The organism is Ruegeria sp. D4 (assembly GCF_056534475.1).
On sequence record NZ_JBQFPJ010000009.1, the window covers coordinates 85228 to 111241 of the forward strand.

Below are 26014 nucleotides of genomic sequence, written 5' to 3' on the forward strand. Positions count from 1 at the left end.
ATCCTGCCGTGGACAGCAAATCCATTCATGAATAATCATAGATTGTATGAGCAAAACTGATTTTACTGATTTGGATGGCAAGGTGCTGCGCATCTTCCTGACGATACTCGAGGAAAGCTCGGTCTCGAAGGCGGCCGACCGGCTTGGCGTTACGCAATCCGCAATCAGTCATACACTGGCGAAGCTGAGACTGGTGTTGAACGATCCGCTGTTCATTCGTTCAGGTCAGGGCCTGACCCCGACCGAGCGCGCCTTGTCCCTGAAAGAGCCGGTTCAGACGCTGCTCGACGACATGCGGGCCCTGACCCACGAGCGCCCATTCGATCCCTTGTCCGAAGAAATGGCGTTCGGGATCGCCACCAACGACATGCCGCGCGAGCTGATCTTTCCCGAGCTGCTGCGCGCCAGCCGCGCGGACGGCATTCGCGTTGAACTTGGTTTTATTCCGTCAGGTGTACCCGACCCCGACCTGCTGCGCGGTGACAGGTGCCAACTGATGCTGACGCCTCTGCCGCCGGACGGGCCGGACATCATTCAGAAGCTGTTGATCACCAGCCCGCTTATGATTTTCTATGACAGCGCGATGCGAACGCCCCCGGACAGCTGGCCCAGCTATTGTCAGGCGGAACATGTCGAAGTGCGGTTTGCCGATGGGCGCAGTTCACGCGCGGTGATGCGCGGCGTTGATCAGTCGCAGATCAGGCCACCCACCGTGGCCCTGCCGCATTTCAACGCTATTCCATCTTTCGTGAAAGGCAGCGATCTGATCTCGACCGACACGGCGCTGATGAAGCAGGGGCCGTTGTCTTCGCTTGATTGCGCGCCGCTTCCGTTCAACTGTGACCCTGTTTCGATCTACATGGTCTGGCACCAACGATCGACCAACGACCCCGCGCATCGGTGGCTGCGAAACCGGATCGAAGCGGTTGCTGCAAAGCTTCAGGTCTGAGACAACAGCCAGTCGCGAACCAACCCGACCAGTTCTGGCTGTCGTGGTTTGGCAGGCGCTACGACGTGAAACCCCAGATCCCCGATCAGAACATCCGGCAGTGCTTGCACAAGACGACCGGATTCCAGTTCCCTCTCTACCAGCGGCGCGTTTGCCAGCGCGATCCCCTGCCCCGACATCGCCGCATCGATGGCAAGGCTGGTCTGGCTGAAACTCATCATCCGGGGTTTGCCGGTTACTCCGACACGCTCAAGAAAAAGCGGCCAGAGTCCGTGCGTATCGTTCAGCAGGACCTGGCCCAGAAGATCACGTGCAGCCCGCACATTCCCTGCCAGGTCCGGACTGCAAACGGCGACGAACTCGGTCGAAAACAGGGGTGTTACGACCAGCCCGGGTCCGAAAGGTGCGCGACCTTGCCTGACGGCGATGTCCACATTGTCGGTCCGGAAATCTGCCAACCGCTCGCGGGCGTCTACCTGAACCGAGATGTCGGGGTGCAGGTCCGTGAATGTGTTCAGGCGCGGGACCAGCCATTTCGACGCGAAGCTGGGTGTAACCGAAATGGTGATCTGTCTTGTGCCGGCCAGGTCATCGACGGCCTCTTCGATAAGCTGGAAGGCCCGTTGCAGCGGTGCGTGAAACCGCCGCCCCGCTTCGGTAAGGCGCAGCCCGCGGGGCATTCGGTCGAACAGTTTTTCCGCCAACCGCGCCTCCAACCCGCGCACCTGCTGCGCGACCGCGCCTTGTGTAACGCCCAGTTCGTCAGCGGCGCGTCGAAAGTTCAGGTGTCGTGCCGAAGCTTCAAAAGCCCGCAATGCATTCAACGGAGGTAGAGCGGCCATCGCAATAACCAGTAGATTTTCTACTGTTTTATGGCAGAAGAACTGATTGGTCAAACCCGGCCGCAACCTGCACATTCAATCCAGACATTCAATCGGAGAGAAGAAATGGCAAAAGTGGCTCTGATCACGGCAGGCGGCAGCGGCATGGGAGCGGATGCGGCCCGGCGGCTGGCGGCGGATGGCCTCAAGGTCGGCATCCTGTCCTCATCCGGCAAGGGCGAGGCGCTGGCGGATGAGTTGGGCGGCGTCGGTGTCACCGGATCGAACCAGTCCAATGACGATCTGCAAAGGCTGGTTGATACGTCCATGGCGCAATGGGGCCGCATTGACGTGCTGGTCAATTCCGCCGGACACGGACCGCGCGCGCCTGTTCTGGAACTGACGGACGAGGACTGGCACACCGGAATGGACGTCTATTTCATGAATGCTGTCCGCCCGACACGGCTGGTCACACCAATCATGCAGGCGCAGGGCGGCGGATCGATCATCAACATCTCGACCTTCGCCGCATTCGAACCGGATCCGGTTTTTCCGACCTCAGGCGTGTTCCGGGCTGGGCTGGCGGCCTTTACAAAACTGTTTTCGGACAAATACGCAGCAGACAATATCCGCATGAACAACGTCCTGCCCGGCTTTATCGACAGCTTGCCCGAGAAAGAGGAATTCCGGGCGCGCATACCCATGGGAAGGTACGGTCGCAGCTATGATGAGATCGCGTCCGTCGTTGCCCTGCTGGCATCCGAAGGGGGCGGATACATCACGGGTCAGAACATTCGCGTCGACGGTGGCATCACACGATCCGTCTGACCTCACAACCGCGCCTTCACCAGATGCGTCAATGCCGCGCCTGTTTCAAAAAAGGCGCGGCGCAATCCTGTCCAGCCTTCACGATGCGCATCCACAGGCTGTACTGGCAGCACTGACGGATCATCCACCAGAAGGCTTTCGGCCATGAGACGCCCAAACACGGTTCCCGGCCCGATGCCGCGCCCGGAAAAGCCGTGCGCGGACAAGGCGCGCGGTCCAAGCCGAGTGATTTTCGGGATGTGATCCGATGTCATTGCAATTCGCCCATGCCAGCCATCTGTCAGCGGTTGGTCCGCCAGTTGCGGATAAAGCTCGGCCATCTTGCGGCGTACCCACCCGGAATGAGCCCACCGCCCGGCGTAGCCCAGATCCCCCATTGCGCCGATGATAAAGCGCCCATCGCCATCCGTTCTGAAGGATGTCATGATCAGGCCGGTATCCCAGCACCCTTCGCCGCCCGCAAGGATGGTGTCGCGCACACCATCCGGCAAAGGCTGCGTTGCATATTGGAAGTAGTAGACCGGCACGTAGGCAGGCGCGGTTTCCTGCAGGTCGCAGTGATAGGCATTTGTCGCCTGAATGAGCGCCTTGGCCCGAACAACTCCGCCTTCCGTGATCAGTGACCAGCCGCCCTCGTTCTGTGTCAACGAACGCACGGGGCTGTTCGTGAACACCCGCGCCCCGGCCGCGATTGCGGCCCGGGCAAGCCCCTGAACATAAGATAGCGGCTGGATGGTTCCCGCTCGGGGGTCAAAAAGCGCACCGTGAAACGCGGAACTGCCGGTACGTCTACTGGTATCCTCGGCAGTCAACAGCTCGACCGGCGCGCCGGATGCGCGGAGCTGCGCATGGCGTTTCGCAATGTCCTGATTGCCTGCCGGGGAATGTGCGCAATGCAATGTCCCGTTCCTGACCGGCGCACAGTCAATTCCGTGTTGCCCGATCAGGCGAAAGACTTCGTCCGGAGCCCCGGCCAACAGGTCAATCAGTCGGTCGCCTTCCGCCTTACCGAGATACGCGCGGATGTCGTCCGGAGGCAGCCATAGGCCCGCATTGGACAGCCCCACATTGCGCCCCGATCCGCCGTGCCCGATCTCCTGCGCCTCGAGCAGACAGACCGATGCGCCTGCTTTGGCGGCCGTCAGGGCAGCGGAACAGCCGGTGTACCCCCCGCCGATTATCGCCAGATCCACGGTCAGATCGGCAGTCAGCCGGGTGCTGTCCACATGCTCGCGGCTGGTATTCAGCCACAATGGCTTTTCATGATCGCTCAACTCGACGCCCTCGGATTCGCACCAGTCCTCATCGGTGTATCAGCCGGTTACCAGCATTCTCTGATCGTCGCGACCCATGGCAATCAAAAGGGGCTCTGCCTCCTGTCGGCCCTGAAACGCAGCCTTGTCGGCCATGCCCTGCCAATTTGCCAGAACCAGTGATTGCGCGACCGCGCCACCAAGCGTTGCGCCCGGCCCGGTGACAATGAACAGATCGGGGGCAAACTCGCGCGCGGCGGTCTGCACGGCACGTGAAAAGTCATAGGTTTCCGTGACCTGATGCCCCAGCGTGTAGTCCCAAAGCGCCTCTGTGTCGGTTGCGCCGGGCCACCAGATCTTGCCGCGTCCGTCGATCAGCGGCAGATCCGGCTGAGCGAACAGTTCCTGGCCAAGCAGGGCACGGCCCCTAGCTGCAACCGGTGCCTGAAGCCCGGTATGGAACGCCGCGTGATTTGCCAGTCGCATAGGAAACCGTTCCTGCACCACCGGCTGCGACTGCTCAAACGCTTTCAGCCCGTCCTCGTTACCCGCCAGCACAAGCATCCCACCCAGATCAATGGAGAGTGCCAGAGCGTGTCCGTTTAACGCATCAATTCTCGCCACATCTGCCAGCAACTCAGCCTTCCGTGCAGGATCGTTCACCCAATCGTCACCCACAAACGGATATACCAGCTGACCACCAATCAGCTGTTCCTGCATGAGGGTTCCCATCGTGTTAACCACCCGGAACCCATCTCGCGTACTCAACGCGCGCGCGGCGGCCAGTGCGATATACCACCCCATCGAATTGCCGGTAACGGCCACAATTTCGATATCGTCCGAAAGCGACTGAGCATCCGCAAGCGACGCCGCATAAATCAGGGGTGAGGCCACATCGCCTCTGGAGTACTTGCCGACCATATAGCGCTGAGCGCCATCCAGCGCCGTGACACCTTCCTGACCCGCTTCGGCGCGAATGGCATCAAACGCGGCGAACATGTTCATCCGATCCGAATGGTGTCGGTGCAGATAACCCAGTTCGGGCTTGTTATAGGTACCCCGTCCGGGGCAGATCACAACGGCGGTTCGGGTCATGGCTGCACTCCGGTCAGCTTCAGTGCAGAGGCGACGATACCATCTTTGGACGGCAGCGGCGCGGCATAGGCGGGGCCCGTCGCTATGAAACAATCTTCGGCCACGATGCGGGCGGTTGGTATCCCGTCACTTTCTTCGCAAAAGAACGTCATCAGCGCCTCGGACTGGCTTCCGGTCCTGCGGCATTCGTCCACGATCAACACATGCCGGCACGGTTTGGTAGCCTGCCGCAACGCGTCTTCCGGCAGGGGGGCCAGCCAGCGCATATCGATGACACGCACGCTCAGCCCTGCGGCCTCCAGTTCGGGCAAAGCCTGCCGCGACAGGTAATGTCCGTTGCCATAGGTCACGATCGCAAGATCGGTTCCTGCGCCATGCACGCCCACATCCCCCAACGCAATTCTCTGTTCGGGCGAAGGATAGGTCGTCATCCAACCGCCATCCTGCGGTGCATGCAGATCCCGCATCGGATACAGCGCGATGGGTTCCAGGAACACCACCACCCGTTGCTCTTCCCGGGCCAGACGGGCACACTCGCGCAACATTTTCGCTGCATCCACTCCGTTCGACGGGCAGGCAATGATCACACCCGGTATGTCCCGCAACACTGCCAGCGAGTTGTCGTTGTGGAAATGCCCCCCAAAGCCTTTCTGATATCCAAGGCCCGCAATCCGCAGAACCATCGGGTTCGAGAACTGCCCGTTCGAGAAAAACGGCAGAGTCGCCGCCTCGCCCCGGATCTGATCCTCGGCGTTGTGCAGATAGGCGAGGAACTGAATTTCCGGGATCGGAATGAACCCGTTGTGCCCCATTCCGATCGCCAGCCCCAGGATGGATTGCTCGTCCAGAAGGGTGTCGATGACCCGATCCGGCCCGAACCGTTGCTGCAGCTTCTGGGTTACGCCATAGACACCGCCCTTGCGCCCGACATCTTCGCCCATGCAGACGATCTCGCGATGTTCCAGCATCAGATCGGTCAGCGCCCAGTTGATCAGGCGACTCATCGGTTGCGGTTCATCCATTGCCCGCATGTCACCGCCAAACGCCGTGGATCGCGCACCGGCGCTGGGGCCGTTTGTGGGTTTGCAGACGCGTTTTGGTGGGACCAGGCTGGCCACAACGTCTTCGGCACTGGTCAGATGCGGGCGGGTCGCGGCCTCGGCGGCGATCCGGTCAGTACGGGCGCAGGTCTGGTTATAGATTTTCAATGCCTCGTCCGGCGTCATGGCCCCGGCCTGATCCAGCAGGCGAACGGTATGCAGCAAGGGATCGTTGGCTTCATCGGCCTCGACCTCGGATTTGCTGAGATAGGTTGTCGGCACATCCGCCCCCGCATGGCCATAAAGACGAACTGTTTTCAGATGCAGGAAAGCGGGCTTGCGGCGCGTCCGGACATATTCGGCGGCCTCCTGTGCCACGGCAAAGGTTTCGAAAATATCCAGCCCGTTGGCCTGGAAGTACTTGATGCCCGGCCGATGCTCCATCGAGGCCTGAATCCAGCCTTTTGGCGTCTTCACCGAAATACCGATGCCGTTGTCCTCGCAGACAAACAACAAGGGCAGCGGCGTTGACTGCACACTGGTCCAGCCGGCCGTGTTGATTGCACCCTGTGCAGTCGAGTGATTGGCCGACGCATCACCGAAGGAACACATGGCGATCCCGTCTGCGGGCAGGTCCCGATGCTCGGGGTCATGACGCCGGGCGGCACCCAGCGAATAGGCCGCGCCCACGGCCTTGGGCAAATGACTGGCAATGGTCGAGGTTTGCGGCGGTATCATCAGCGCCCGGGATCCCAGCACCTTGTGCCGGCCGCCTGACGTCGGATCCTCTTTCGAGCAGGCAAAGCTGAGAAGCATGTCCCAGGCGATCTGCTGACCAGGGACCTGTTCAGCCCGCGCAATCTGAAACGCGGCATCGCGGTAGTGCAGAAAGGCAATGTCGGTCGGCCGAAGCGCGTGGGCCACGGCCGCCATGCCTTCGTGCCCTGAAGAACCGATGGTATAAAACCCTTGACCTGCCTTCTGCATCGCCCGGCTTGTCCGGTCCAGCGCACGGCTGAGAACCTGCGATCGGTAGAGCGAGACAGCCTCGGGCCCGCTTAGCCCCGGATGCGGCGGCGCGCCTTCGGGCAAGTCGCGACGGGCGACGCGGGTCAGGAAGTTGTCGTGAACGTTCTGGGCGCGGTCCATTGCAAATCCCCGGTCTTTGAATTCAAATCTTTTCGACGGCGGCCGCGATGCGGCTCAGCCCTTGTTGCAGGCTTTCGGTGGCATAAGCAAAAGAAAGCCGCAGATGCCCCGGCATCCCGAAGGCCCGCCCCGGCACCAGCGCGACACCTGCTTCCTCCAGCAGGTAACGGCAAAATTCGTGATCGACCGGCATTTTAGGTGGAGTTTCGGGGAACACATAAAAAGCCCCGTCCGGCACCGCACATTTCATCCCCGCCGCATTCAGACCACGGACCACCAGATCACGGCGCGCCTGCATTTCGGTGCGCCGGTCCACCAACAAATCCTGCGGTCTGGTAATCGCAGCCAAAGCCGCAGCCTGCGCGACCGAACACGCACCCGAAGTGATCTGCCCCTGCACCGCGATCATCGCCTTGATCAAGGGTTCAGGCCCAATACCCCAGCCGATCCTCCAACCGGTCATCGAATAGGCTTTGGACACGCCGTTTACAGTCAGCGTCCGGTGCGGAAGCTCGGGCAAGGCCTCGACAAACGGGGAAAACGGCACATAGGACAAATGCTGATAAATCTCGTCGGCAATGACCCAGACCTGCGGATGACGTTGCAACACCGCGCCCAAAGCCTGCAATTCCGCCTTGGAATAGACTGCTCCCGTCGGGTTTGACGGCGTATTGAGCAGCAGCCAGCGCGTGCGCGGCGTGATCGCCGCCTCCAACTGTGCGGGCAAGAGTTTGAAACCTTGCTGTTTCGGGCACTCCAACACCACAGGCACACCGCCCGCCAGCCTGACCATGTCTGCATAGCTGGTCCAGAACGGCGCCGCGGTGATAACTTCATCGCCCGGGTTCAGGGTTGTCATCAGCGCGCCGGACAAAACCTGCTTGGCACCTGTCGACACGATGACATTCGCGGGCCCGACCCCCGCTTGGCCTGCAATCGCCGCGCGCAGGGCCGGTGTTCCCCCCGTGGCCGGGTATCGCGTCTGACCCTGAACAGCAGCAAGATGCGCGGCCTCGACCACGTGCGGCGGCGTGGGAAAGTCGGGTTCTCCAGTGCTGAGCGCGATCACATCCACGCCCTCGGCCCGAAGACGCGCCGCATGTTCGGAGATCTGAACGATTTCCGAAAGCTCTATCCCGTCGAGCCGCTCGGCCCGGTTAAACTCGGCCACTGTTTCTAGACTGCCCATTTGCCAGATTCCTGTTACCCATCAGCCTGCCCTGTATCGGGCTAGCAGCTTCGCAATGCCAGTGATATTCCATCCGAAAGGTATGAGGATTCGTTATATGATTGCGCCGCGCCGTTTTCTGCCTTCGATCCCGTCGTTGCTGGCGCTGGAAGCGGTTGATCGCCTCGGCAGCGCCTCGGCAGCGGCCGAGGAACTGTCGCTGACGCAAAGTGCGATCAGCCGTCAGCTCAAAACCATGGAGGAGCAGCTGGGGGTTGAACTGATCCGGCGCACCCAGATGCGCCTGCATCTGACACCGGCGGCCAAGGAATATGTCCAGATTGCCCGAACCGCACTGCACCAGCTTGCGCAGGCCTCTCTCAAGCTCAAGGCAAACCCGACGGGCGGATCGCTGAGCCTGTCCATTCTGCCCGCGTTTGGCATGCATTGGCTGGCCCCCCGGCTTCAGGATTTTGCACGCCGTCACCCCGAAGTGACCGTGAACCTGAATACCCGCCTCAGACCGTTTGACTTCCAGACCGAGCATTTCGATGCCGCCATCCATTTCGGACAACGGGACTGGCCCGGCGTCAATTACCTGCCCATCATGCGGGAAGACATTCTGCCTGTCTGCGCCCCGGATCTTCTGCCAAAGAATCAAGGCGATATTGAATGGCTGACATCGGCCCCATTGCTGCACATCGAAACCCGCCCGGACGCGTGGGAGCAATGGTTCGCGATACAGGGACACCCCGTCAAAGGCTTGACCGGAATGATGTTCGATCAGTTCTCAACCATGATTCAGGCCACAATCCACAGGCTGGGTGTCGCACTGCTTCCCAGCTATCTGGTTGCCGAGGATCTCAGGAAAGGCAGACTGTCGCTGGCGTGGCAGGGTCCGCCGGTCAGCCTGGGTGACTATTACCTGGTGTGGCCGCAGCACCGACCTGCCGCAACACCGCTTGTTTCTTTCCGCACCTGGCTTGAGGGGCAGGTCGCAACACCACCGGATTAAGCGGCTGGACCGCTGTCAAAGGAGGCCGAATTGGACGACAAGATCACCATTCGCGAAACGGGCGCATCAGATCGGGCACAGATTCTGGAATTGTACCCTGAAGCGTTCCCGGACGAAGATCTGACACCGCTGGTCGCGGAACTTCTGACGCTGGAAAAGGATATCCTGTCACTGGGTGGGTTCATCGGTGATCGGCTGGTGGCCCATGTCCTTTTCACCACCTGCCGGACAGAAAACGACCCGGCACCGGGGGCCCTGTTGGGGCCGCTTGCCGTTTCATCGGACCTTCAGCGACAGGGGATTGGCACACGGCTGGTCAACGCAGGCATCAGCAAGCTTGAGACACTCGGGAACCAGCAGGTCTATGTGCTTGGTGATCCGCAGTATTACAGCCGTTTTGGGTTTCTTGCGGAAGACCGGGTATCCACGCCCTATCCCATTCCAACGGAATGGGCCCCGGCGTGGCAGTCCCTGCACATCAACCGGAACCAGACAAAGGCGTCTGGCGTTCTACACCTGCCAGATCCGTGGATGAACCCTATTTTGTGGGGCTGATCCATCTGCTGTCACGAACGCAGCGCGCCCCGGCGCGCTGCGCGGCCCAACAGGAGGAGGTGTTCCGCAAGGAACATTGACGACTGGCGGGAGCGTTCAGGACTCAGACGTCCAGGGAACGGGCGATGAGCTCCTTCATCACCTCATTTGTCCCGCCGTAGATCATCTGAACCCGCGCATCCGCATAAAGGCGGGCAATCGGATACTCCATCATGAACCCGTATCCACCAAACAGTTGCAGGCATTCATGCATGACCTCGTTCTGAACCTCGGAGCCCCAGTACTTCACCATTGACGCCGTGGCCGCATCCAGTTCGCTCGCTTCAAGCTTTCCGATACAGTCATTCACAAAGCTGCGCAGAACTTCGGCCTTGGTCTTGCATTCGGCCAGCTTGAATCGCGTGTTCTGAAAATCCATCACGCGCTGGCCAAAGGCTTTTCGTTCCTGCGTGTATTTCACCGTTTCTGCGATGGCGAAGTCGATCGCGCCCAGTGCCATGATGCCAATGGTCAGACGCTCCCAGGGCAGCTGCTTCATCAACTGATAAAAGCCCTGCCCCTCTTCCGGGCCGATCAGGTTCGTCATCGGAACCTTGACGTCTTCAAAAAACAGCTCGGCCGTGTCGTTGGCCTTCATACCCAGTTTCTTCAAGTTGCGGCCCCGACGAAACCCCTCCGCGCCGTCGGTTTCAACCGCAATCAGGGACACCCCTTTGGACCCCTGCGATTTGTCGGTCTTCGCCACCACAAGGACAAGATCGGCTGTCTGGCCATTGGTGATGAATATCTTGGATCCGTTGATCCGGTACGAATTGCCATCCTTATCAGCCGTGGTTCGCACCGCCTGCAGGTCTGACCCGGTTCCCGGCTCGGTCATGGCAATGGCGCCGACCATCTCGCCGCTGGCCAGTTTTGGCAGCCATTTCTGTTTCTGATCTTCGCTGCCATAGGTGGTGATGTAATGGGTTACGATGGACTGAATCCCAAATCCCCATCCGGCATCGCCTCGTGAAGCCTGTTCGTACAGCGTGACCGAGTCGAACCCCATGCCGCCACCGACGCCGCCGTAAGCCTCGTCAATCGAGCCCGCCATCAGGCCGGTCTCGCCCGCTTTCGTCCAGAACGCGCGATCAACGATCCCTTGATCGACCCAGCGATCAATGCTCGGGACAAGCTCGTCATCCATGAACCGGCCGGCCATTTCGGCAAACATCCGGTGTTCGTCGGTGACCCATGCGGCGGTCGAAGTGAAAAGCGACATATCGTATTCTCCGGTCTTTGATAGTCCGATGCTATCCCCGGCCCCGGATTCTTCCAATCCGGGTGACGCCGCGTTCTCAACCCTTGCTACGCGACGTTCGTTTGCGCGGTCTGGCGTCTGACCTGCTCATCAAATCCGGTCATGTCAGTGCGTGGTTCAGCAGAACCTGCGCCGCCTCCTTTGCATCCTGCGCAGGGTCGCATTTTTTTAGAAGAACCGCCGTCACAATCGCGCCCTCCTGCAAAAGCAGCAGCTGGCACCCCAGACTTTCAGGATCACGAACCCCGGCCTTGCGGCACAGATCGGTCATGTAGTCCAGAAGCAACCGCTTGTGCTCGGCCGCCTGAACGTGGATCGGGTGGTCTTTTTCCTGATACTCCGCCCCGGCCTTGATGAACATGCAGCCGCGGTATTTGTCTTCCTCGAACCATTCCTTCAGCACATCGAAACTGGCGATCAGCTGACCGGCGGGCGTTTCGGAAAGGTCTTCAATCCTTCGGACGAACCAGTTTCGGAAGTTTTCATCTCGCAGGCGCAATGCCGCAAGGATCAACTCCTCCTTGGTGCGGAAATGCTTGTACATCGATGTTTTGGATACGCCCGTTTCAACCACCAGCTTGTCCATTCCGGTGGCATGAAAACCGTCCCTGTAGAAAACCTCCAAGGCCTTGCGGACAAGCTCATCACGTTTGTTGGGGCGCATTCCTAGCTCCTGATTGCACTGATCAGTACATATACACTTTCTAAAGAGGCTTCAATGACAACAATTAACATATTGTTTTATAACGCTATTACCAAAGTCAGGAGGGTGAAGTCGAATATTTTGAAAAAAGGGGCTTGAAAACATGTACCGATCTGTACATCTTATCATCAAGATTGACCGATCTGTACACCAAAGGATTTCAACGATGCGACGCCGTGCCAGCCTATTTTCACCGCAGTACGTTCCCTTTCTTCTGACTCTGGCGCTGATCACGGCCGCCTTAACCTGAAAGCCTGTAATATGAACCGCCCCCCTTTGCCGCCCTTCACGCATGTAACGGCCACCCGGAAAGTGCGCATGGCGGAAAACGCCTGGAACAGCCGCGCCCCGGACGTCGTAACGCCCGCCTACACGGAAGACAGCCGCTGGAGAAACCGCGCCGAGTTCCTGAGCGGCCACGCCGAGATTCACGCGTTTCTGACACGAAAATGGGCCAAGGAGCTTGAGTACCGCTTGATCAAGGAATTATGGACCTATCGCGACCATCGCATCGCTGTACGGTATGCTTATGAATGGAACGACGACAGCGGTCAGTGGTTCCGGTCATATGGCAACGAAAACTGGGAATTTGCTGAAGACGGCCGAATGGCCTCGCGCCACACGTCGCTGAATGACCTGCCGATCACGGTAGAACAACGCATGTTCCACTGGCCCGCAGGACAGCGCCCCGACGACCATCCCGGCCTGTCTGATCTGGGTCTCTGAAAGGACAGCCCATGCCACGCGCGTTTTCCGAACTGACCTTCACCCCCGCCGTTCGCGCCCATCAGGAGAGGATGGGTTCGGCGCGAAGTTATGCCAAGTTCCTGGACAGCGGTCCGCAAAAGGGGCACCTGATCGGAGAGGCTGAAAAGGCATTCATTCAGGCCCGCGATAGTTTTTACCAATCCACTGTATCCGAGACCGGTTGGCCCTATGTTCAATTCCGCGGCGGTCCGATCGGGTTCCTGAAGGTGCTGGGGCCGCAAACCCTTGGATACGCTGATTTTTCAGGCAACAAACAGTACATTTCACGCGGGAATTTGGACGGCAACGACCGGATTGCCCTGATCCTGATGGATTATGCCAATCAGCGCCGTCTGAAGATTCTGGGACGGGTCGAATTCACCGAAGGCGAAGCCGCAGCCGCCAGTCTTTACCCTGACAACGCCGAAGCCCCCGCCGAGCGCGCAGTGATCATCAAGGTCGAGGCCTTGGACTGGAACTGCCCCCGCCACATCACCCCTCGTTTCACCGAGGCCGAGCTTCGGCCTCACCTGAATTCGCTTGGCCAGCAACTGGCGCAGCTTCAGGCCGAAAACGAAAAGCTCAGGCAGTAATTGGCAGGGCGATCCTGAACACGACGTCAACAACGCTCCTTACCCTTGAATTAGAACAAGGAATTACCCGAATGATGCGATCAACAATGAATTTGGCCAGCGCGCTGTTAGCTGGCATCGTTTTTTCACTGGCAGTGATTTCGTTTGGGTTCTTTGCCTCGCCCGAAGCGGTTCGAACGTCTCCGCCCGCGGCGTATAACTCGCTTCTGCTGATACAGTTTGAAACCAGGTAATGCCGAACCGTCTAGGGGTTTGCGGATCGAACAAGCGCTTCGATCCCTGCCGCGCAAAAATCGATCAGTTCGTCGGTCCCGGCAAGTTGTCCGCCTTCTGACAAGGCATCCACCCGCCATGCACTGTTGAGATGCGCCAGAACTGAGGACACCGAATACACCTGCCCGCTGGCCAGCAAAGCGGCATCAACCTTCGGGTACAGCGCAGCGATTTCCGCAATGAAACGCCGCGCCGTTGGGTCGAAGCATTCCGCCGCGATGGCGCGCCAGCGCGGGTCCACAGACACATGCGCCACCAGACGCCCATAGGCCATCCATCCCGCTCCGCCCGTTTCGGCTAACGTAATGTAAGGCCGAATGAAGCAGTCCAGAACACCGCGCAGTGTTGGCTGACCAGCTTCTTTCAACGCGTTCAGGGCGTCCAGCCGGATTTGGGCCAGTTCATCCGCGCGACGCGCAACGGTCTTGTGAAACAACTCTTCCTTGCCGCCTCCGTGGTGATGCACCAACCCGACTTGCACACCGGCTTTGGCCGCGATGTCCCTGATCGACGCCCCTTCGAATCCGCGATCGGCAAACAGCGCCTCGGCCGCGTCCAGAATGCGCGCCCGGGTCTGCAGCGATCGTTTCGATGGTGCCCTTTGTCGTTTTATTTCAGTCACTTTGGCGGTCATGAAAATCATCTTGCCTTATTTTGTACGATCGTTCAACTTAAGCCGTGCGAACAGGGGAGAGTTCATGTCAGAAAAGCGCGAGGCATTCGCCCTCATCGGGGCGGGCCCGATGGGGTTGGCTGCGGCCAAGGTGCTAAAGGAACAAGGTATTCCATTTCAGGGGTTCGAGCTGCATTCGGATGTCGGTGGTCTGTGGGACATTGATGCCCCCAGATCAACCATGTATGAGACTGCCCACCTGATCTCGTCAAAGCGGATGACGGAATTTACCGACTTCCCGATGGAGGATGGGGTCGCCGAATATCCGTCGCATCGGGCAATGCGGGATTATTTTCGCGCCTTTGCTGATCACTTCGATCTGCGCAAGTTCTTCACATTCAATGCCGAGGTAACGAAAGCTAGGCCGTTGGGCGCACCCGGCGATGGCTGGCGCGTTTGCTGGCGGGATCAGGACGGGGAACATGAGGCCGAGTTTGCCGGTGTTCTGATCGCCAACGGCACCCTGTCCGAACCTAACATGCCGCAGTTCGCAGGCACTTTTGAAGGCGAACTGATCCACGCCTCGCAATACCGGTACCCCCAACAGTTCGATGGCAAACGCGTGCTGATCGTGGGCGCAGGAAACTCGGGTTGCGACATTGCGGTGGACGCCATTCATCATGCCGTGCGCTGCGACCTGTCGATGCGGCGCGGGTACTATTTCGTTCCGAAGTACGTGTTTGGGAAGCCAGCTGATACGATGGGCGGAATGATCCGCCTGCCCATGTGGCTGAAGCGCAAGATCGACAGCCTGATCCTTGGGTGGTTCGTCGGCGATCCGCAGAAATACGGCTTTCCCAAACCGGACTACAGACTGTACGAAAGCCATCCAATCGTGAACTCACTGGTGCTGTACCACGCGGGTCACGGAGATCTGCGCGTTCGGCCCGACATTCAGCAGATCGACGGCAAAACTGTGCATTTCACAGATGGCGGCAGCGAAGACTATGATATGATCCTCGCCGCGACCGGGTACAAACTGCATTACCCGTTCATCGACCCGGATCTGCTGAACTGGCAGGGCGATGCGCCGCATCTTTACCTCAACTCCATGCACCCGGACCGCGACGACTTGTTTGTTCTGGGCATGATCGAAGCGACCGGTCTGGGCTGGCAGGGACGCCACGAGCAAGCCGAGATGGTGGCGCGCTATATAAAAGGTATTCAGAGCGGCTGCACCGCGGCGACCGAACTGAAAGCCACAAAACAAAAATCCTATGAGCGCGCCACCGGGGGCATGAACTACCTCAATCTCGCCCGCATGGCGTATTACGTGGACAAGGCGACCTATCGCAAAGCGGTCACCGGCTGGATCGACAAGCTCAGGAAAGCCACCCCATGACCGGCATCGATGAGATCACCCTAAACTTCAGCCCTGCCTCTCTGATATTGCTGAATGGCATTCTTGCAATCGTGATGTTTTCGATTGCCATCGACCTGACCCCGCAGGATTTCAACCGCCTGCGCCGGGCGCCCAAGCCTGTGATCGTGGGGCTGGCCTCACAATTCGTGGTGCTGCCTGCGCTGACGTTTGTACTGGTCTGGCTGGCGGCCCCGCGTCCTTCGATTGCTCTCGGGTTGATCCTTGTCGCAGCCTGCCCCGGCGGCAATATCTCTAACTTCATAACGCATCGTGCTGGCGGCAATGCCGCCCTGTCCGTATCGATGACTGCATTCGCCACGATCGGGGCAATCGCAATGACCCCGTTCAACATTGCGTTTTGGGGCGGGCTTTATCCACCGACCCGGGAAATCCTTCAAAGAACGGCAATCGACCCCTGGCAGATTGCGATCATCGTGGGGCTGATGCTGATCCTGCCTCTGGTGCTTGGCATGGTGCTGAACCAGCGCCGGCCGGATCTGACCGCGCGGTTGCGGACACCGCTGCAGTACCTGTCCATGGGCATCTTCGTTGCGTTCATCATTCTTGCTCTGGCGGCCAACTGGGACTTTTTCCTGGGCTTTGCCGGAGCCGTCGCCGGGCTTGTGATCATTCACAACGCGCTGGCTTTGGGGGGCGGTTGGGTTGTGGCCACTCTGACCCGGCTGTCCCCCTATGACCGCCGTGCCATAACGATCGAAACCGGTATTCAGAATTCCGGCCTCGGGCTGGTCCTGATATTCGCGTTCTTCAATGGATTGGGCGGCATGGCCGTTGTGGCAGCCTTCTGGGGCATCTGGCACGCGATCTCGGGGATTGCGCTGGCAACTGCCATGGCCCGGACCGAGGCGGCCCGATGACCCGCATCCTGATTACCGGTGCTGCCGGAACAGTCGGGCGCGCCCTTCTGGCCGAAGTCAAAGACCTTGCTGTATTTGCCACAGACCTGAACCGACCGTCCGACCTACCTGAAGACACCGCGTTTCTGCATCTGGACGTAACCACCGAAGAAGCGGCACGTGTGATCGCGAAAGTGAAGCCGGAAGTCATCGTTCATCTGGCCTCGATTGTGACGCCACCGCCCGGAATGGGCCGCCAGAAAGCGTTTGATGTGGATGTCACAGGCACAAAAAACGTGTTGAACGCTGCAATTGCCAATGGCGTTCGGCGGCTGGTCGTCACGTCGTCGGGCGCTGCCTACGGCTATCACCCGGATAACCGCGTCCCGCTACGCGAAAAGGATCCGCTGCGTGGCAATGCCGAATTTCCCTATGCCGACCACAAACGGCAGGTCGAGGAGATGCTGGCCGAGGCCCGTCAACGTGCGCCGCAGCTTGAGCAGGTGGTCCTGCGCGTGGGCACTGTACTGGGGGAAGGCACGGACAATCAGATTACGGCGCTGTTTCACAAACCGCGCCTGCTGGCGGTGTCCGGCAGTGACAGTCCCTTTGTCTTCATCTGGACCCGCGATCTGGCGCGTATACTGAAACGTGCGGCGACAGATGGACCGGCCGGTATCTTCAACGTGGCCGGCGACGGAGCGCTGGGAATAACAGAACTGGCGCACCTCCTGAACAAACCTGTTTTGCGCCTGCCTGCGTGGGCGATCCGATCAGTCCTGAGCCTTGCCCGCCCCCTTGGCCTGTCGCGATACGGACCGGAACAGGTGCGATTTCTGCAGTACCGCCCGGTGCTGGACAACACTGCGCTGAAAACCGATTTCGGATACACCCCGGAAAAGACCAGCGCCGAGGTATTCGCGCTGTGGAAAGGATGGGCGGGGCTATGAAAACGGCGGTGATATCCGGCGGCGCAGGTGGGCTGGGTCGGGCCTTGTCGGCGGGGCTTCAGCAGCGGGGCTGGCGTGTTGTCCTGCTGGATCTGAATGTTTCAGATCTTACGGCGACCCCAACACAGCTTCCGATCGGGTGCGACCTGACGAAACCCGAGCAGTTGCAGGAAGCGGTCCTCGAGACCATCACATCCAGCGATGGCATCGATCTGGTCATCTACAATGCTGGTGTCACCCAGATTCGCGGGTTTGACGTTTCCGACGACACCAGCCATCGCAAACTGTTCGAGATCAACTATTTCGCCGCCGTCGCAATGGCGCGCGCGTTTCTTCCGGAGCTTCGCAGAACGCAGGGCACGCATCTGGCGATCTCGTCGGTCGCGGGCTTCGCGCCGCTTTATCACCGTACGGCCTATGCTGCCTCGAAACATGCGCTTGAAGGGTTTTTCAAGTCGCTTCGATCCGAAGAGGGGCCGCACGGCGTCAGAGTGCATATTGCCGCGCCGTCCTTTGTTTCCACCAATGCCGGCAATGCCGAAACGCAGGCAGACGGAATGGCGCGTCCCGGCTCGGCATCCGATGAAATGGACGCCATGAGCCCTGAAAAAGCTGCCGAGGTCATCCTGCGGGGGTTGGACAGGTCCAAGCCCATGATCCCGGTCGGGCGTGTTGCGCGCCTTGCGTGGTGGCTCAACAGTTTGTCGCCGCGCCTGTATCAGCGACTGATGGAACGGAACATGCGCGGATCCTGAATTCGGATAAAAAACCATTCGAACCCCTTGACCTTCCCGTGACTGGAACCCCCATGTGCAGGGAAGAACTTACGTCGGGACGAGTCGGATGGCTGAACTGAAAACACTGCAACTCAGGATCACGGGCATGGGATGCGCTTCCTGTGTCGGACGTGTGGAAGCGGCGCTGCGGGGTGTTTCCGGCGTAACTGACGCTTCTGTCAATTTCGCAACGGAAACGGCACAGGTTTCAATCGAAGGCCCCTTGGCACCGCTGGTTCAGGCGTTGGATAGCGTTGGATACCCTGCGGCAACCCAGCAAGCGACGCTGAGAATCGAGGGGATGAGTTGCGCCTCATGCGTGTCCCGGATTGAACGGGCCTTACTGGCCAGCCCCGGTGTCATTGATGCGCAGGTCAACCTGGCGACCCAGACAGCACTGGTCTCGTACCTCGAAGGGACGACGACCCCCGAGGCACTGGCGCAGGTGTCGGACGGAATCGGGTATACCGCGCATGTCGACCAGGGGAATGCGCCTGATCCTACGCCCGCCGATAAATCGGACGAGTTGAACGTCCTCCGTCGCTCGACCCTGCTGGCGGCGGTTCTGGCATTACCGGTTTTTGTGCTTGAGATGGGCGGGCACATGGTCCCTGCCTTCCATCATTGGGTGCAGGCAAATATCGGCGCGCAAACCAGCCACATGATCCAGTTTCTTCTGACCGCGGTTCTGCTGGTTGGCCCGGGTCGTGTCTTTTATGCCAAAGGCGTCCCGTCCCTGCTGCGTGGCGCGCCCGATATGAATGCGCTGGTTGCCCTCGGCACAGGCGCGGCTTTTCTTTATTCAGTCATCGCCACCTTTGCGCCCGGAATACTGCCGCAAGGAACGGCGAATGTTTATTTCGAAGCAGCCGCCGTCATCATCGTGCTGATCCTTTTGGGACGCCTGTTGGAAGCGCGCGCCAAGGGTCGAACAGGTGCTGCGATCCGCAGGCTGATTGGGTTGCAGCCCAAAACGGCGCGGGTTGAAAGGGACGGCATGGTCGCAGACCTGCCCGTCGCAGACATTGTGGTGGACGACATCCTGCAAATCCGCCCGGGCGAGCGCGTTCCTGTAGACGCCGAAGTGCTGGACGGCACATCTTATCTGGACGAAAGCATGATTACCGGCGAACCGGTGCCGGTCGGGAAATCCGCCGGTGACACCGTGGTCGGCGGCACGGTCAACGGCACCGGGGCGCTGCGCGTCCGCGCCATACGCGTGGGGGCAGACACCGTGCTGGCCCAGGTCATACAGATGGTTGAAAAGGCGCAGGGCGCGAAACTGCCGATTCAGGGTCTTGTCGACCGCATAACCTATTATTTTGTTCCTGTAGTTATTGCGATGGCAATGCTTACAATCGCGCTGTGGCTTGTTTTTGGCCCCGAACCCGCACTGCCCCTGGCGCTGGTTGCGGGCGTTTCGGTGCTGATCATAGCCTGCCCCTGCGCGATGGGGCTGGCAACGCCGACCTCAATCATGGTCGGCACCGGGCGCGCGGCCGAATTGGGCGTTATGTTCCGCAAAGGTGATGCCCTGCAGCAATTGCAACAGGCGCAGGTCATCGCTTTTGACAAAACCGGAACGCTGACGTTGGGCCGGCCCGAGCTTGACGGCATTATCCCGGCCAACGGATTTGACCCGAAAAAAATGCTGCGCCTTGCCGCCGCGCTTGAGGCCCGGTCCGAACATCCAATTGCCACCGCGATCACAAGGGCCGGTCCACCGGATTTGCCTGAGCTGTCCGGGTTTGAATCGATGACCGGGCTTGGCGTACGCGCCGAGGTCGAAGGACAGGACGTCATGATCGGCTCAGCGAAGCTGATGATGCAAAACGGAATAGACATTGACGATCTGAGGACCGAGGCGGACAGGCGCGCGGCGTCGGGGGCCACGCCCCTGTATGTTGCCATTGACGGCGCGGCAGCGGCATTGCTTGCCGTATCCGATCCGGTCAAGCCGGGAACAAAAGAAGCGTTGGCGCAGCTTCGCGATATGGGGCTGAACCTTGCAATGATCACAGGCGACAACGCCCGCACCGCGCAGGCACTGGCTGATGAGTTGGGCATTGACCATGTCGTCGCCGATGTTCTGCCCGATGGAAAACTTTCCGCGATCACCGAACTGCAGGACAGTCTTGGCGTGGTAGCCTTTGTTGGCGACGGGATCAACGATGCGCCGGCGCTGGCTGCTGCAGATATCGGCCTTGCCATTGGTACGGGAACGGATGTGGCAATCGAGACGGCAGACGTCGTTTTGATGTCCGGCGATCTGCGGGGCGTCGCGAACGCCTTGGAAATCAGCCGCCGGACTATGCGCAACATCCGCCAGAACCTCGGCTGGGCCTTTGGCTACAACACGCTGCTGATCCCCGTCGCCGCGGGTGTTTTGTTTCCGTTTGGCGGGCCGCTGCTGTCCCCGGCGCTCGCGGCGGGGGCGATGGCCTTGTCCAGCGTCTTTGTTGTGACAAACGCACTGCGTTTGCGGCGGGTGAGCGTCAGCGCGCCCGTACCCTCTGCAATCCCAACAACCCAATCGGTGACACCATGAATATCGGAGACGTTGCCAGCCAGACCGGTCTGCCCGCTAAAACCATCCGGTATTACGAGGATATCGGACTGATCAGGCCCATGCGTGATGACAACGGCTATCGCAGGTTTCGCGAACAGGACGTGCACAAGCTGATCTTTCTGGGCCGCGCCCGTGCATTGGGCTTTACGATCGGCGATTGCAGGACACTGCTGGCCCTTTACGAAGATGAAACCCGCGCCAGTGCTGATGTCAAAAAGGTCGCACGCGATCACCTGGCGCAGATCGAAATCAAGATTGCGGATCTCAACGCCATGCGTGACACGCTAAGCCACCTGATTGACGCCTGCGCCGGAGACAATCGGCCCGACTGTCCAATCCTCAGCGATCTGGGTCGCAAAAGCTGACACGGGGTTGCCCTTTGCCCGCAGCTTTGCTTTGTCTCTGCTGAACATTCCGGCCCGCCACAAAACGGAGGCAGGGCCGGACAGCTGGGAGGATCATCTGATGGCAAAACTCGCGTTCCTAGGTCTGGGTGTCATGGGTTATCCCATGGCTGGCCACCTGCAGGCAGCAGGGCATGACGTCACCGTTTACAACCGCACGGCGAAACGGGCCGAGGCCTGGGTTGATCAGCACGGCGGCGCAATGGCGGGAACCCCGGCGGAGGCTGCGCAAGGCGCGGAACTGGTCTTTGCCTGTGTGGGCAATGATGACGACCTGCGCGCGATCTGCACCGGCGAGAACGGCGCTTTTGATGGCATGTCGCAAGGTGCCGTCTTTGTCGATCACACCACGGTATCCGCCAAAGTGACGCAAGAGCTTGCATCGGTTGCGGATGATAGGGGATTTGCCTTTGTGGACGCGCCCATTTCGGGTGGCCAGTCGGGCGCAGAGAACGGCGTTCTGTCCATCATGTGCGGCGGTTCGCAAACCGCCTATGAAAAGGCCGAACCGGTCATGCAGGTCTATTCGAAGATATGCCGCCGTATCGGCGACAGCGGCGCTGGCCAGTTGACGAAGATGAGCAACCAGATCGCCATCGCCGGTGTTGTGCAGGGTCTCAGCGAAGCCCTGCACTTTGCCGAAAAAGCCGGGTTGGACGGCCGTGCCGTGATCGAGGTGATCAGTCAGGGTGCTGCCGGAAGCTGGCAGATGGAAAACCGGCACGAAACGATGCTGGACGATCATTTCGACTACGGGTTCGCGGTGGACTGGATGCGGAAAGATTTGGGTATTTGTCTGGACGAGGCCAACAGGAACGGCGCGTCGCTGCCACTGACGGCATTGGTTGATCAGTTCTACAAGGACGTTCAGAAACTGGGCGGCGGGCGATGGGACACCTCTTCCTTGATCAAACGCTTGCGCGCGCTGGACTGAAGGCAAGGCGGCTGCCCCGTTTGCCGTAAGCGGCAGTTCACCCCCGAGATATATGGGCACAAAAGAAGAGATCGGCTTTGGGAAAGGACACAAAGCGCATGAATGATCTGACGCAATTCTGGGCGGACGCGCTGCGTGCGACCTGGGGGATCGAAGCGAGGCTGACCCGGCTGGACGGCGAATACGATCTGAATTTCCTGGCCGAAGCAACCAACGGACGGGACTACGTTCTCAAGGTGATGCGGGCCGGGTGTGAGGCCGAGTTTGTGGACCTGCAGGTTCAGGCATTGCGCCATATCTCATCCGAGGCCCCCGGCCTGCCGTTCCCGGCGGTCATCCCGGACCTGACCGGTGAATTGCTGCCCGAAATCCCTGACGATCAGGGTCAGCCAAGACTTGCCTGGTTGCTGGAGCGTCTGCCGGGCCAGTGCTACGCCAAGGCCGCGCCCAAAACCGACGAACTGATCATGAAGCTGGGCCGTGTTCTTGGAGCGACGGACCGTGCTCTGGAAAGGTTCGACCATTCAGGGCTGAGCAGGGAGCATTTCAAATGGGATCTGACACAGGCCCGGTGGATTTCCGGCAGGCTTGAGGTTGTTTCGGATCCCAACCGGCGCGCGTTGCTGACCGAAATCTGTGATGGGTTCCATGAGGTATCCGGCAGGTTGGCCGCAATGCCCAGGCAGGCCATCCACAATGACGCAAACGATTACAACATTCTTGTTGAGGGTGAGCTTGGGCAACGCCTGAAGATCTCGGGCCTGATTGATCTGGGCGACATGTGTGCGGCGCCGCGTATCTGTGACCTCGCAATTGCCGGGGCCTATATTGTTCTGGATCATCCCGGGCCTGAACGCGCCCTGACGGCGCTGGTGCGTGGCTATCACGCCGCCAACCCGCTGCGCACCGACGAAGTCGACCTGATCTGGCCGTTGCTGCGGATGCGTCTGGCGGTGTCTGTCGTGAATTCGACTCTGATGGCGGCTGAAAACCCGGATGATCCCTATGTCACCATCTCTCAGGCTCCGGCCTGGCGGTTCCTAGAGAACACATCCGTCAATGGCGGTCTGATGCCCGCCCGTCTGCGTGCGGCCTGCGGGCTGCCGGTCACGGACGGGGCCGAGCGTATCCACGCCTATCTGTCCGACCACCGCGGCCAGTTTGCGCAGATGTTCGGGCAGGATCTGGCGGATGTGCCGATGGGATCGCTTTCGGTTGAAAATTCGACCTGGCCTCAGAACCCGTTCCACATGCCTCTGGAAGAGGCCGCCCGCGTGGGCGCCGAGTTCGGCGATGGCCTGTGGCTGGGGTATTACAACGAGCCGCGCCTGATTTATGCCGAGCCGGGTTTCCGTAAGGGACCTTGGAAGGCCTCGGACCGGCGGACTGTTCATCTGGCCGTTGATGTATTCGCGCCCGCCGGAGCCGTGCTATTTGCCCCGATGAGCGGACGTGTTGAAGTGGTCGAGAACCGCGACGCCCATCTGGATTACGGCGGCGTTGTGATCCTGCATCATGAAACCCCTGAAGGCGATCCGTTCTATACCTTATATGGTCACCTGGACCCCGAGGTCTGCGCCCGGCTGAAGCCGGGCGATCCCGTCGCACAGGGCGCGGCCTTTGCCCGCCTCGGGGATGCCAGTCAGAATGGAGGCTGGGCCCCTCATGTGCATTTCCAGCTGGCCCTGACCACCGCCGGGATGGAGGCGGACTGGCCCGGTGTCGGCGACCCGGACGAGATGTATCTGTGGCACGCAGTCTGTCCGAACCCTGCGGCAATATTGAACCTGCCGGACGACAAGGTGTTTTATCGCCCGACCGACAAACAGGCGATCCTGCGCGGGCGCCAAGACCATTTCGGTGGCAACCTATCGCTGACCTATGACGATCCGGTCATGCTGGTTCGCGGCTGGAGGCATCATCTGTTCGACGAGTGGGGCCGCCCCTATCTGGACGCCTATAACAATGTCCCCCACGTGGGTCATGCACATCCCCGCATTCAGGCGGTCGCAGCGGACCAACTGAAGCGGATGAACTCGAACACGCGCTATCTTCACCCGGCTCAAACGGCATTTGCCGACAAGATTCTGTCGAAACTGCCGGATCACCTCGAGGTCTGCTTCTTCGTGAACTCGGGGACCGAGGCGAACGAACTGGCCTTGCGGCTGGCGCGGGCGCACACAGGGGCAAAGGGGATTGTAACGCCGGATCACGGCTACCACGGCAATACCAATGCGGCTGTGGCGATCTCGGCCTACAAGTTCAACAAGCCTGGCGGTGTGGGGCAGGCGGATTGGGTCGAACTGGTCGAAGTGGCCGACGACTATCGAGGTTCATTCCGACGTGACGATTCCGACCGTGCCGCGAAGTTCGCAGACTTGGTGGACCCCGCGATTGCTGCATTGAAGGCCAAAGGACATGGGGTTGCGGGCTTCATCGCGGAAACCTTCCCATCGGTCGGCGGCCAGATCATTCCACCCAAGGGCTATCTTCCGGCCGTTTACGAAAAAATTCGGGCCGCAGGTGGCGTTTGTATTGCGGACGAAGTGCAGACCGGCCTTGGCCGGCTGGGCGAGTATTATTTCGGCTTTGAACATCAGGGGGCACTGCCCGACATCGTTGTCATGGGCAAACCCATCGGCAATGGCCATCCGCTGGGCGTTCTGGTCACGACCAAGGAAATCGCCAACAGCTTCGACAATGGCATCGAGTTCTTTTCGACTTTCGGCGGTTCGACCCTGTCCTGCCGGATTGGGAAAGAGGTGCTGGACATCGTCGACGACGAGGGATTGCAGGACAATGCCCGGAATATGGGTGTACGCCTGATGGACGGCCTGCGCGGGATTGAGGCTGATTTTGGCTGCGTCGGGGATGTACGCGGGATGGGTCTGTTTCTGGGCGTCGAACTGATCAACCCTGACGGATCGGAAGGAACCGAGATCTGCAAGTTCGTCAAGAACCGGATGCGGGTTCATCGTATTCTGATCGGGAGTGAGGGTCCAAAGGACAATATCCTGAAGATTCGCCCGCCGCTGACGATCGAGGCTGAAGACGTGGACATGATCCTTTGGGCCTTGAGAAGCGTTCTGAGCGAAGTGGGTGATTATGCACCCACCCCAGTCTGCGATCACGACCACCATGTTGGTTGCAGTTGCTGCTGAATTCAGAAGAACCCCGCTGCGCAGCTCGGGGTTCTCTCATCATTCGGTCTCTTTCAATGTAAAGTAGCTGCCGGGGTATGATGCCCCGTGTTGGGCAACGGAGCCGAGATGGTCATTCGGCGCAGCGCCAGCCCAAATTCTTCGGACAGACAGACAAGCGCCGGTGCAAAATCCGGCCTGATAATAAGCGAGGCCATCATCATCGCATCCTCTCGCGCCCCTTCGGATGCGGCAGCAATCATCTGCGCAAAGCAGTTTTCGTCCGCACCCAGGCATGCGCAGTTCAAGCCGTGGCGTATCAGAGGTCGGCGCCCATGGTTTGCGCACAGCGAGCACAACCTGTCCAAGGTCAGCATTGCGGCGCGACCGTGATCATTACCCAAAGCGATTTCAAAATCGCTTGCGGCATCAGCGCGGCCGTTGGCACCGTTTCCCCACAGCCGCAGATACATGACGGCTCCTGCCTCGACCGGGCTCAGATCCGCCAAATGTCCAACCGTTGCCCCGCCGCGCGAGGACTGCGCGCTCATTTCGTGAGGATCAGCTTGCCGGCACGGGTGATGCGCAGCGTGTACAGCTGGTCCCCCAACTCGATATGAGCCAGATTTCCACCCTTGGTCAGGTCTTCCGCCTTATGAGCTGGCAACATGGAAACGGCATAGGCCTGGCTTGGATTCGGGTTCTGCATGTTCATCGGGCAACTCCGGATAGGTTTTGGCAAATCGCCTTGATCTGATTGCGCTTTTCAACGATCTGGCTGACCCGGAGCCGGGTTGGCTGACTGTCTGCGCCTTAATCTGATTATTTTACTCAGGTTTGTCAAGCATGTGCCTTCACA

Annotated in this window: 24 protein-coding genes; 14 read left to right on the plus strand and 10 right to left on the minus strand. The window is 59.8% G+C overall.

Annotated elements, in window-relative coordinates; all coding sequences use genetic code 11:
* The first annotated feature begins 46 nt into the window (after positions 1-46).
* A complete protein-coding gene (locus tag ACR0MI_RS13735; protein WP_170615919.1) occupies positions 47-949 on the plus strand; it encodes a LysR family transcriptional regulator in 903 nt (300 codons plus the stop codon).
* Here the strand turns inward: ACR0MI_RS13735 and ACR0MI_RS13740 are convergent.
* On the minus strand, positions 940-1791 hold the full coding sequence (locus ACR0MI_RS13740) for a LysR substrate-binding domain-containing protein (protein ID WP_170619725.1): 852 nt from the start codon (positions 1789-1791) through the stop codon (positions 940-942). The genes ACR0MI_RS13735 and ACR0MI_RS13740 overlap by 10 nt on opposite strands.
* A gap of 105 nt (positions 1792-1896) precedes the next feature.
* Here ACR0MI_RS13740 and ACR0MI_RS13745 point away from each other — a divergent pair, with 105 nt between their 5' ends.
* Positions 1897-2598 carry an SDR family oxidoreductase gene (locus tag ACR0MI_RS13745; protein WP_170615915.1) on the plus strand — a complete coding sequence of 234 codons (702 nt, stop codon included), beginning with the start codon at positions 1897-1899 and terminating at the stop codon, positions 2596-2598.
* 2 nt (positions 2599-2600) lie between these two features.
* Here the strand turns inward: ACR0MI_RS13745 and ACR0MI_RS13750 are convergent, their stop codons facing one another.
* The 4 genes from ACR0MI_RS13750 to ACR0MI_RS13765 are packed head-to-tail and all read right to left on the minus strand — an operon-like array spanning position 2601 to position 8324.
* A complete protein-coding gene (locus tag ACR0MI_RS13750) occupies positions 2601-3872 on the minus strand; it encodes an NAD(P)/FAD-dependent oxidoreductase (RefSeq protein ID WP_170615913.1) in 1272 nt (423 codons plus the stop codon).
* A gap of 39 nt (positions 3873-3911) precedes the next feature.
* The gene (locus ACR0MI_RS13755; protein WP_170615911.1) at positions 3912-4946 is read right to left on the minus strand and encodes an ACP S-malonyltransferase; all 1035 of its coding nucleotides are present in this window, start codon (positions 4944-4946) and stop codon (positions 3912-3914) included.
* A complete protein-coding gene (locus ACR0MI_RS13760; RefSeq protein ID WP_170817213.1) occupies positions 4943-7135 on the minus strand; it encodes a thiamine pyrophosphate-dependent enzyme in 2193 nt (730 codons plus the stop codon). The genes ACR0MI_RS13755 and ACR0MI_RS13760 overlap by 4 nt, the downstream gene beginning before the upstream one ends.
* A gap of 22 nt (positions 7136-7157) precedes the next feature.
* Entirely contained in the window at positions 7158-8324 is a 1167-nt protein-coding gene (locus ACR0MI_RS13765; protein WP_170817212.1) for a pyridoxal phosphate-dependent aminotransferase, read from the minus strand.
* A 97-nt stretch (positions 8325-8421) separates the two neighbouring features.
* Here ACR0MI_RS13765 and ACR0MI_RS13770 point away from each other — a divergent pair, with 97 nt between their 5' ends.
* Together ACR0MI_RS13770 and ACR0MI_RS13775 are read left to right on the plus strand one after the other, a co-directional pair.
* Positions 8422-9318 (plus strand): LysR substrate-binding domain-containing protein, encoded by an 897-nt coding sequence (locus ACR0MI_RS13770; RefSeq protein WP_170615905.1) that lies wholly within the window; start codon positions 8422-8424, stop codon positions 9316-9318.
* A 30-nt stretch (positions 9319-9348) separates the two neighbouring features.
* Positions 9349-9873 (plus strand): GNAT family N-acetyltransferase, encoded by a 525-nt coding sequence (locus ACR0MI_RS13775; protein WP_480854635.1) that lies wholly within the window; start codon positions 9349-9351, stop codon positions 9871-9873.
* Between the two features lie 103 nt (positions 9874-9976).
* Here ACR0MI_RS13775 and ACR0MI_RS13780 read toward each other — a convergent pair whose 3' ends face one another.
* Positions 9977-11134, minus strand: a complete 1158-nt coding sequence (locus ACR0MI_RS13780; protein ID WP_170615901.1) for an acyl-CoA dehydrogenase family protein — start codon at positions 11132-11134, stop codon at positions 9977-9979.
* A gap of 139 nt (positions 11135-11273) precedes the next feature.
* Complete coding sequence (locus ACR0MI_RS13785; protein WP_170615899.1) at positions 11274-11837, minus strand: TetR family transcriptional regulator; 564 nt, start codon at positions 11835-11837, stop codon at positions 11274-11276.
* Between the two features lie 300 nt (positions 11838-12137).
* On the opposite strand from ACR0MI_RS13785, the gene ACR0MI_RS13790 reads away from it, so the two are divergent.
* The gene (locus tag ACR0MI_RS13790; RefSeq protein WP_170817210.1) at positions 12138-12602 is read left to right on the plus strand and encodes a nuclear transport factor 2 family protein; all 465 of its coding nucleotides are present in this window, start codon (positions 12138-12140) and stop codon (positions 12600-12602) included.
* An 11-nt stretch (positions 12603-12613) separates the two neighbouring features.
* Positions 12614-13216, plus strand: coding sequence for a pyridoxamine 5'-phosphate oxidase family protein (locus tag ACR0MI_RS13795; RefSeq protein ID WP_170615894.1), 603 nt, complete (start codon positions 12614-12616; stop codon positions 13214-13216).
* Positions 13217-13460: 244 nt separating this feature from the next.
* Here the strand turns inward: ACR0MI_RS13795 and ACR0MI_RS13800 are convergent, their stop codons facing one another.
* On the minus strand, positions 13461-14123 hold the full coding sequence (locus ACR0MI_RS13800; RefSeq protein WP_170615893.1) for a TetR/AcrR family transcriptional regulator: 663 nt from the start codon (positions 14121-14123) through the stop codon (positions 13461-13463).
* A gap of 64 nt (positions 14124-14187) precedes the next feature.
* Between ACR0MI_RS13800 and ACR0MI_RS13805 the strand changes: the two genes are divergently transcribed.
* From ACR0MI_RS13805 to ACR0MI_RS13840, 8 genes are all read left to right on the plus strand, one after another.
* Complete coding sequence (locus tag ACR0MI_RS13805) at positions 14188-15504, plus strand: NAD(P)-binding domain-containing protein (RefSeq protein ID WP_170615891.1); 1317 nt, start codon at positions 14188-14190, stop codon at positions 15502-15504.
* A complete protein-coding gene (locus ACR0MI_RS13810; RefSeq protein WP_170615889.1) occupies positions 15501-16403 on the plus strand; it encodes a bile acid:sodium symporter family protein in 903 nt (300 codons plus the stop codon). Before ACR0MI_RS13805 ends, ACR0MI_RS13810 begins: the two co-directional genes overlap by 4 nt.
* Positions 16400-17332, plus strand: coding sequence for an SDR family oxidoreductase (locus ACR0MI_RS13815; protein ID WP_170615887.1), 933 nt, complete (start codon positions 16400-16402; stop codon positions 17330-17332). The genes ACR0MI_RS13810 and ACR0MI_RS13815 overlap by 4 nt, the downstream gene beginning before the upstream one ends.
* On the plus strand, positions 17329-18087 hold the full coding sequence (locus ACR0MI_RS13820) for an SDR family NAD(P)-dependent oxidoreductase (protein ID WP_170615885.1): 759 nt from the start codon (positions 17329-17331) through the stop codon (positions 18085-18087). The genes ACR0MI_RS13815 and ACR0MI_RS13820 overlap by 4 nt, the downstream gene beginning before the upstream one ends.
* An 88-nt stretch (positions 18088-18175) precedes the next feature.
* Entirely contained in the window at positions 18176-20656 is a 2481-nt protein-coding gene (locus tag ACR0MI_RS13825) for a heavy metal translocating P-type ATPase (protein ID WP_170619722.1), read from the plus strand.
* Complete coding sequence (gene cueR, locus ACR0MI_RS13830) at positions 20653-21042, plus strand: Cu(I)-responsive transcriptional regulator (protein WP_170619721.1); 390 nt, start codon at positions 20653-20655, stop codon at positions 21040-21042. The genes ACR0MI_RS13825 and cueR overlap by 4 nt, the downstream gene beginning before the upstream one ends.
* A 100-nt stretch (positions 21043-21142) precedes the next feature.
* Positions 21143-22015, plus strand: a complete 873-nt coding sequence (locus tag ACR0MI_RS13835; protein ID WP_170615879.1) for an NAD(P)-dependent oxidoreductase — start codon at positions 21143-21145, stop codon at positions 22013-22015.
* 98 nt (positions 22016-22113) lie between these two features.
* Complete coding sequence (locus tag ACR0MI_RS13840; protein WP_170619720.1) at positions 22114-25176, plus strand: aminotransferase class III-fold pyridoxal phosphate-dependent enzyme; 3063 nt, start codon at positions 22114-22116, stop codon at positions 25174-25176.
* A 53-nt stretch (positions 25177-25229) separates the two neighbouring features.
* On the opposite strand, the gene ACR0MI_RS13845 is transcribed toward ACR0MI_RS13840, so the two are convergent.
* On the minus strand, positions 25230-25706 hold the full coding sequence (locus ACR0MI_RS13845) for a hypothetical protein (protein WP_170615876.1): 477 nt from the start codon (positions 25704-25706) through the stop codon (positions 25230-25232).
* Positions 25703-25870 (minus strand): hemin uptake protein HemP, encoded by a 168-nt coding sequence (gene hemP / locus ACR0MI_RS13850; protein ID WP_170615874.1) that lies wholly within the window; start codon positions 25868-25870, stop codon positions 25703-25705. The genes ACR0MI_RS13845 and hemP overlap by 4 nt, the downstream gene beginning before the upstream one ends.
* Between the last annotated feature and the right edge of the window lie 144 nt (positions 25871-26014).

Excerpts from the sequence above, each read along its gene's own strand:
- ACR0MI_RS13805 (WP_170615891.1), top strand. The coding sequence starts at position 14,188 with ATGTCAGAAAAGCGCGAGGCATTCGCCCTCATCGGGGCGGGCCCGATG.
- ACR0MI_RS13740 (WP_170619725.1), bottom strand. The coding sequence starts at position 1,791 with ATGGCCGCTCTACCTCCGTTGAATGCATTGCGGGCTTTTGAAGCTTCG.
- ACR0MI_RS13745 (WP_170615915.1), top strand. The coding sequence starts at position 1,897 with ATGGCAAAAGTGGCTCTGATCACGGCAGGCGGCAGCGGCATGGGAGCG.
- ACR0MI_RS13815 (WP_170615887.1), top strand. The coding sequence starts at position 16,400 with ATGACCCGCATCCTGATTACCGGTGCTGCCGGAACAGTCGGGCGCGCC.
- ACR0MI_RS13845 (WP_170615876.1), bottom strand. The coding sequence starts at position 25,706 with ATGAGCGCGCAGTCCTCGCGCGGCGGGGCAACGGTTGGACATTTGGCG.
- ACR0MI_RS13810 (WP_170615889.1), top strand. The coding sequence starts at position 15,501 with ATGACCGGCATCGATGAGATCACCCTAAACTTCAGCCCTGCCTCTCTG.
- ACR0MI_RS13800 (WP_170615893.1), bottom strand. The coding sequence starts at position 14,123 with ATGACCGCCAAAGTGACTGAAATAAAACGACAAAGGGCACCATCGAAA.
- ACR0MI_RS13835 (WP_170615879.1), top strand. The coding sequence starts at position 21,143 with ATGGCAAAACTCGCGTTCCTAGGTCTGGGTGTCATGGGTTATCCCATG.
- ACR0MI_RS13765 (WP_170817212.1), bottom strand. The coding sequence starts at position 8,324 with ATGGGCAGTCTAGAAACAGTGGCCGAGTTTAACCGGGCCGAGCGGCTC.
- ACR0MI_RS13785 (WP_170615899.1), bottom strand. The coding sequence starts at position 11,837 with ATGCGCCCCAACAAACGTGATGAGCTTGTCCGCAAGGCCTTGGAGGTT.
- cueR (WP_170619721.1), top strand. The coding sequence starts at position 20,653 with ATGAATATCGGAGACGTTGCCAGCCAGACCGGTCTGCCCGCTAAAACC.
- ACR0MI_RS13780 (WP_170615901.1), bottom strand. The coding sequence starts at position 11,134 with ATGTCGCTTTTCACTTCGACCGCCGCATGGGTCACCGACGAACACCGG.
- ACR0MI_RS13735 (WP_170615919.1), top strand. The coding sequence starts at position 47 with ATGAGCAAAACTGATTTTACTGATTTGGATGGCAAGGTGCTGCGCATC.
- ACR0MI_RS13790 (WP_170817210.1), top strand. The coding sequence starts at position 12,138 with ATGAACCGCCCCCCTTTGCCGCCCTTCACGCATGTAACGGCCACCCGG.
- ACR0MI_RS13840 (WP_170619720.1), top strand. The coding sequence starts at position 22,114 with ATGAATGATCTGACGCAATTCTGGGCGGACGCGCTGCGTGCGACCTGG.
- ACR0MI_RS13825 (WP_170619722.1), top strand. The coding sequence starts at position 18,176 with ATGGCTGAACTGAAAACACTGCAACTCAGGATCACGGGCATGGGATGC.
- ACR0MI_RS13770 (WP_170615905.1), top strand. The coding sequence starts at position 8,422 with ATGATTGCGCCGCGCCGTTTTCTGCCTTCGATCCCGTCGTTGCTGGCG.
- ACR0MI_RS13760 (WP_170817213.1), bottom strand. The coding sequence starts at position 7,135 with ATGGACCGCGCCCAGAACGTTCACGACAACTTCCTGACCCGCGTCGCC.
- ACR0MI_RS13795 (WP_170615894.1), top strand. The coding sequence starts at position 12,614 with ATGCCACGCGCGTTTTCCGAACTGACCTTCACCCCCGCCGTTCGCGCC.
- hemP (WP_170615874.1), bottom strand. The coding sequence starts at position 25,870 with ATGAACATGCAGAACCCGAATCCAAGCCAGGCCTATGCCGTTTCCATG.
- ACR0MI_RS13755 (WP_170615911.1), bottom strand. The coding sequence starts at position 4,946 with ATGACCCGAACCGCCGTTGTGATCTGCCCCGGACGGGGTACCTATAAC.
- ACR0MI_RS13820 (WP_170615885.1), top strand. The coding sequence starts at position 17,329 with ATGAAAACGGCGGTGATATCCGGCGGCGCAGGTGGGCTGGGTCGGGCC.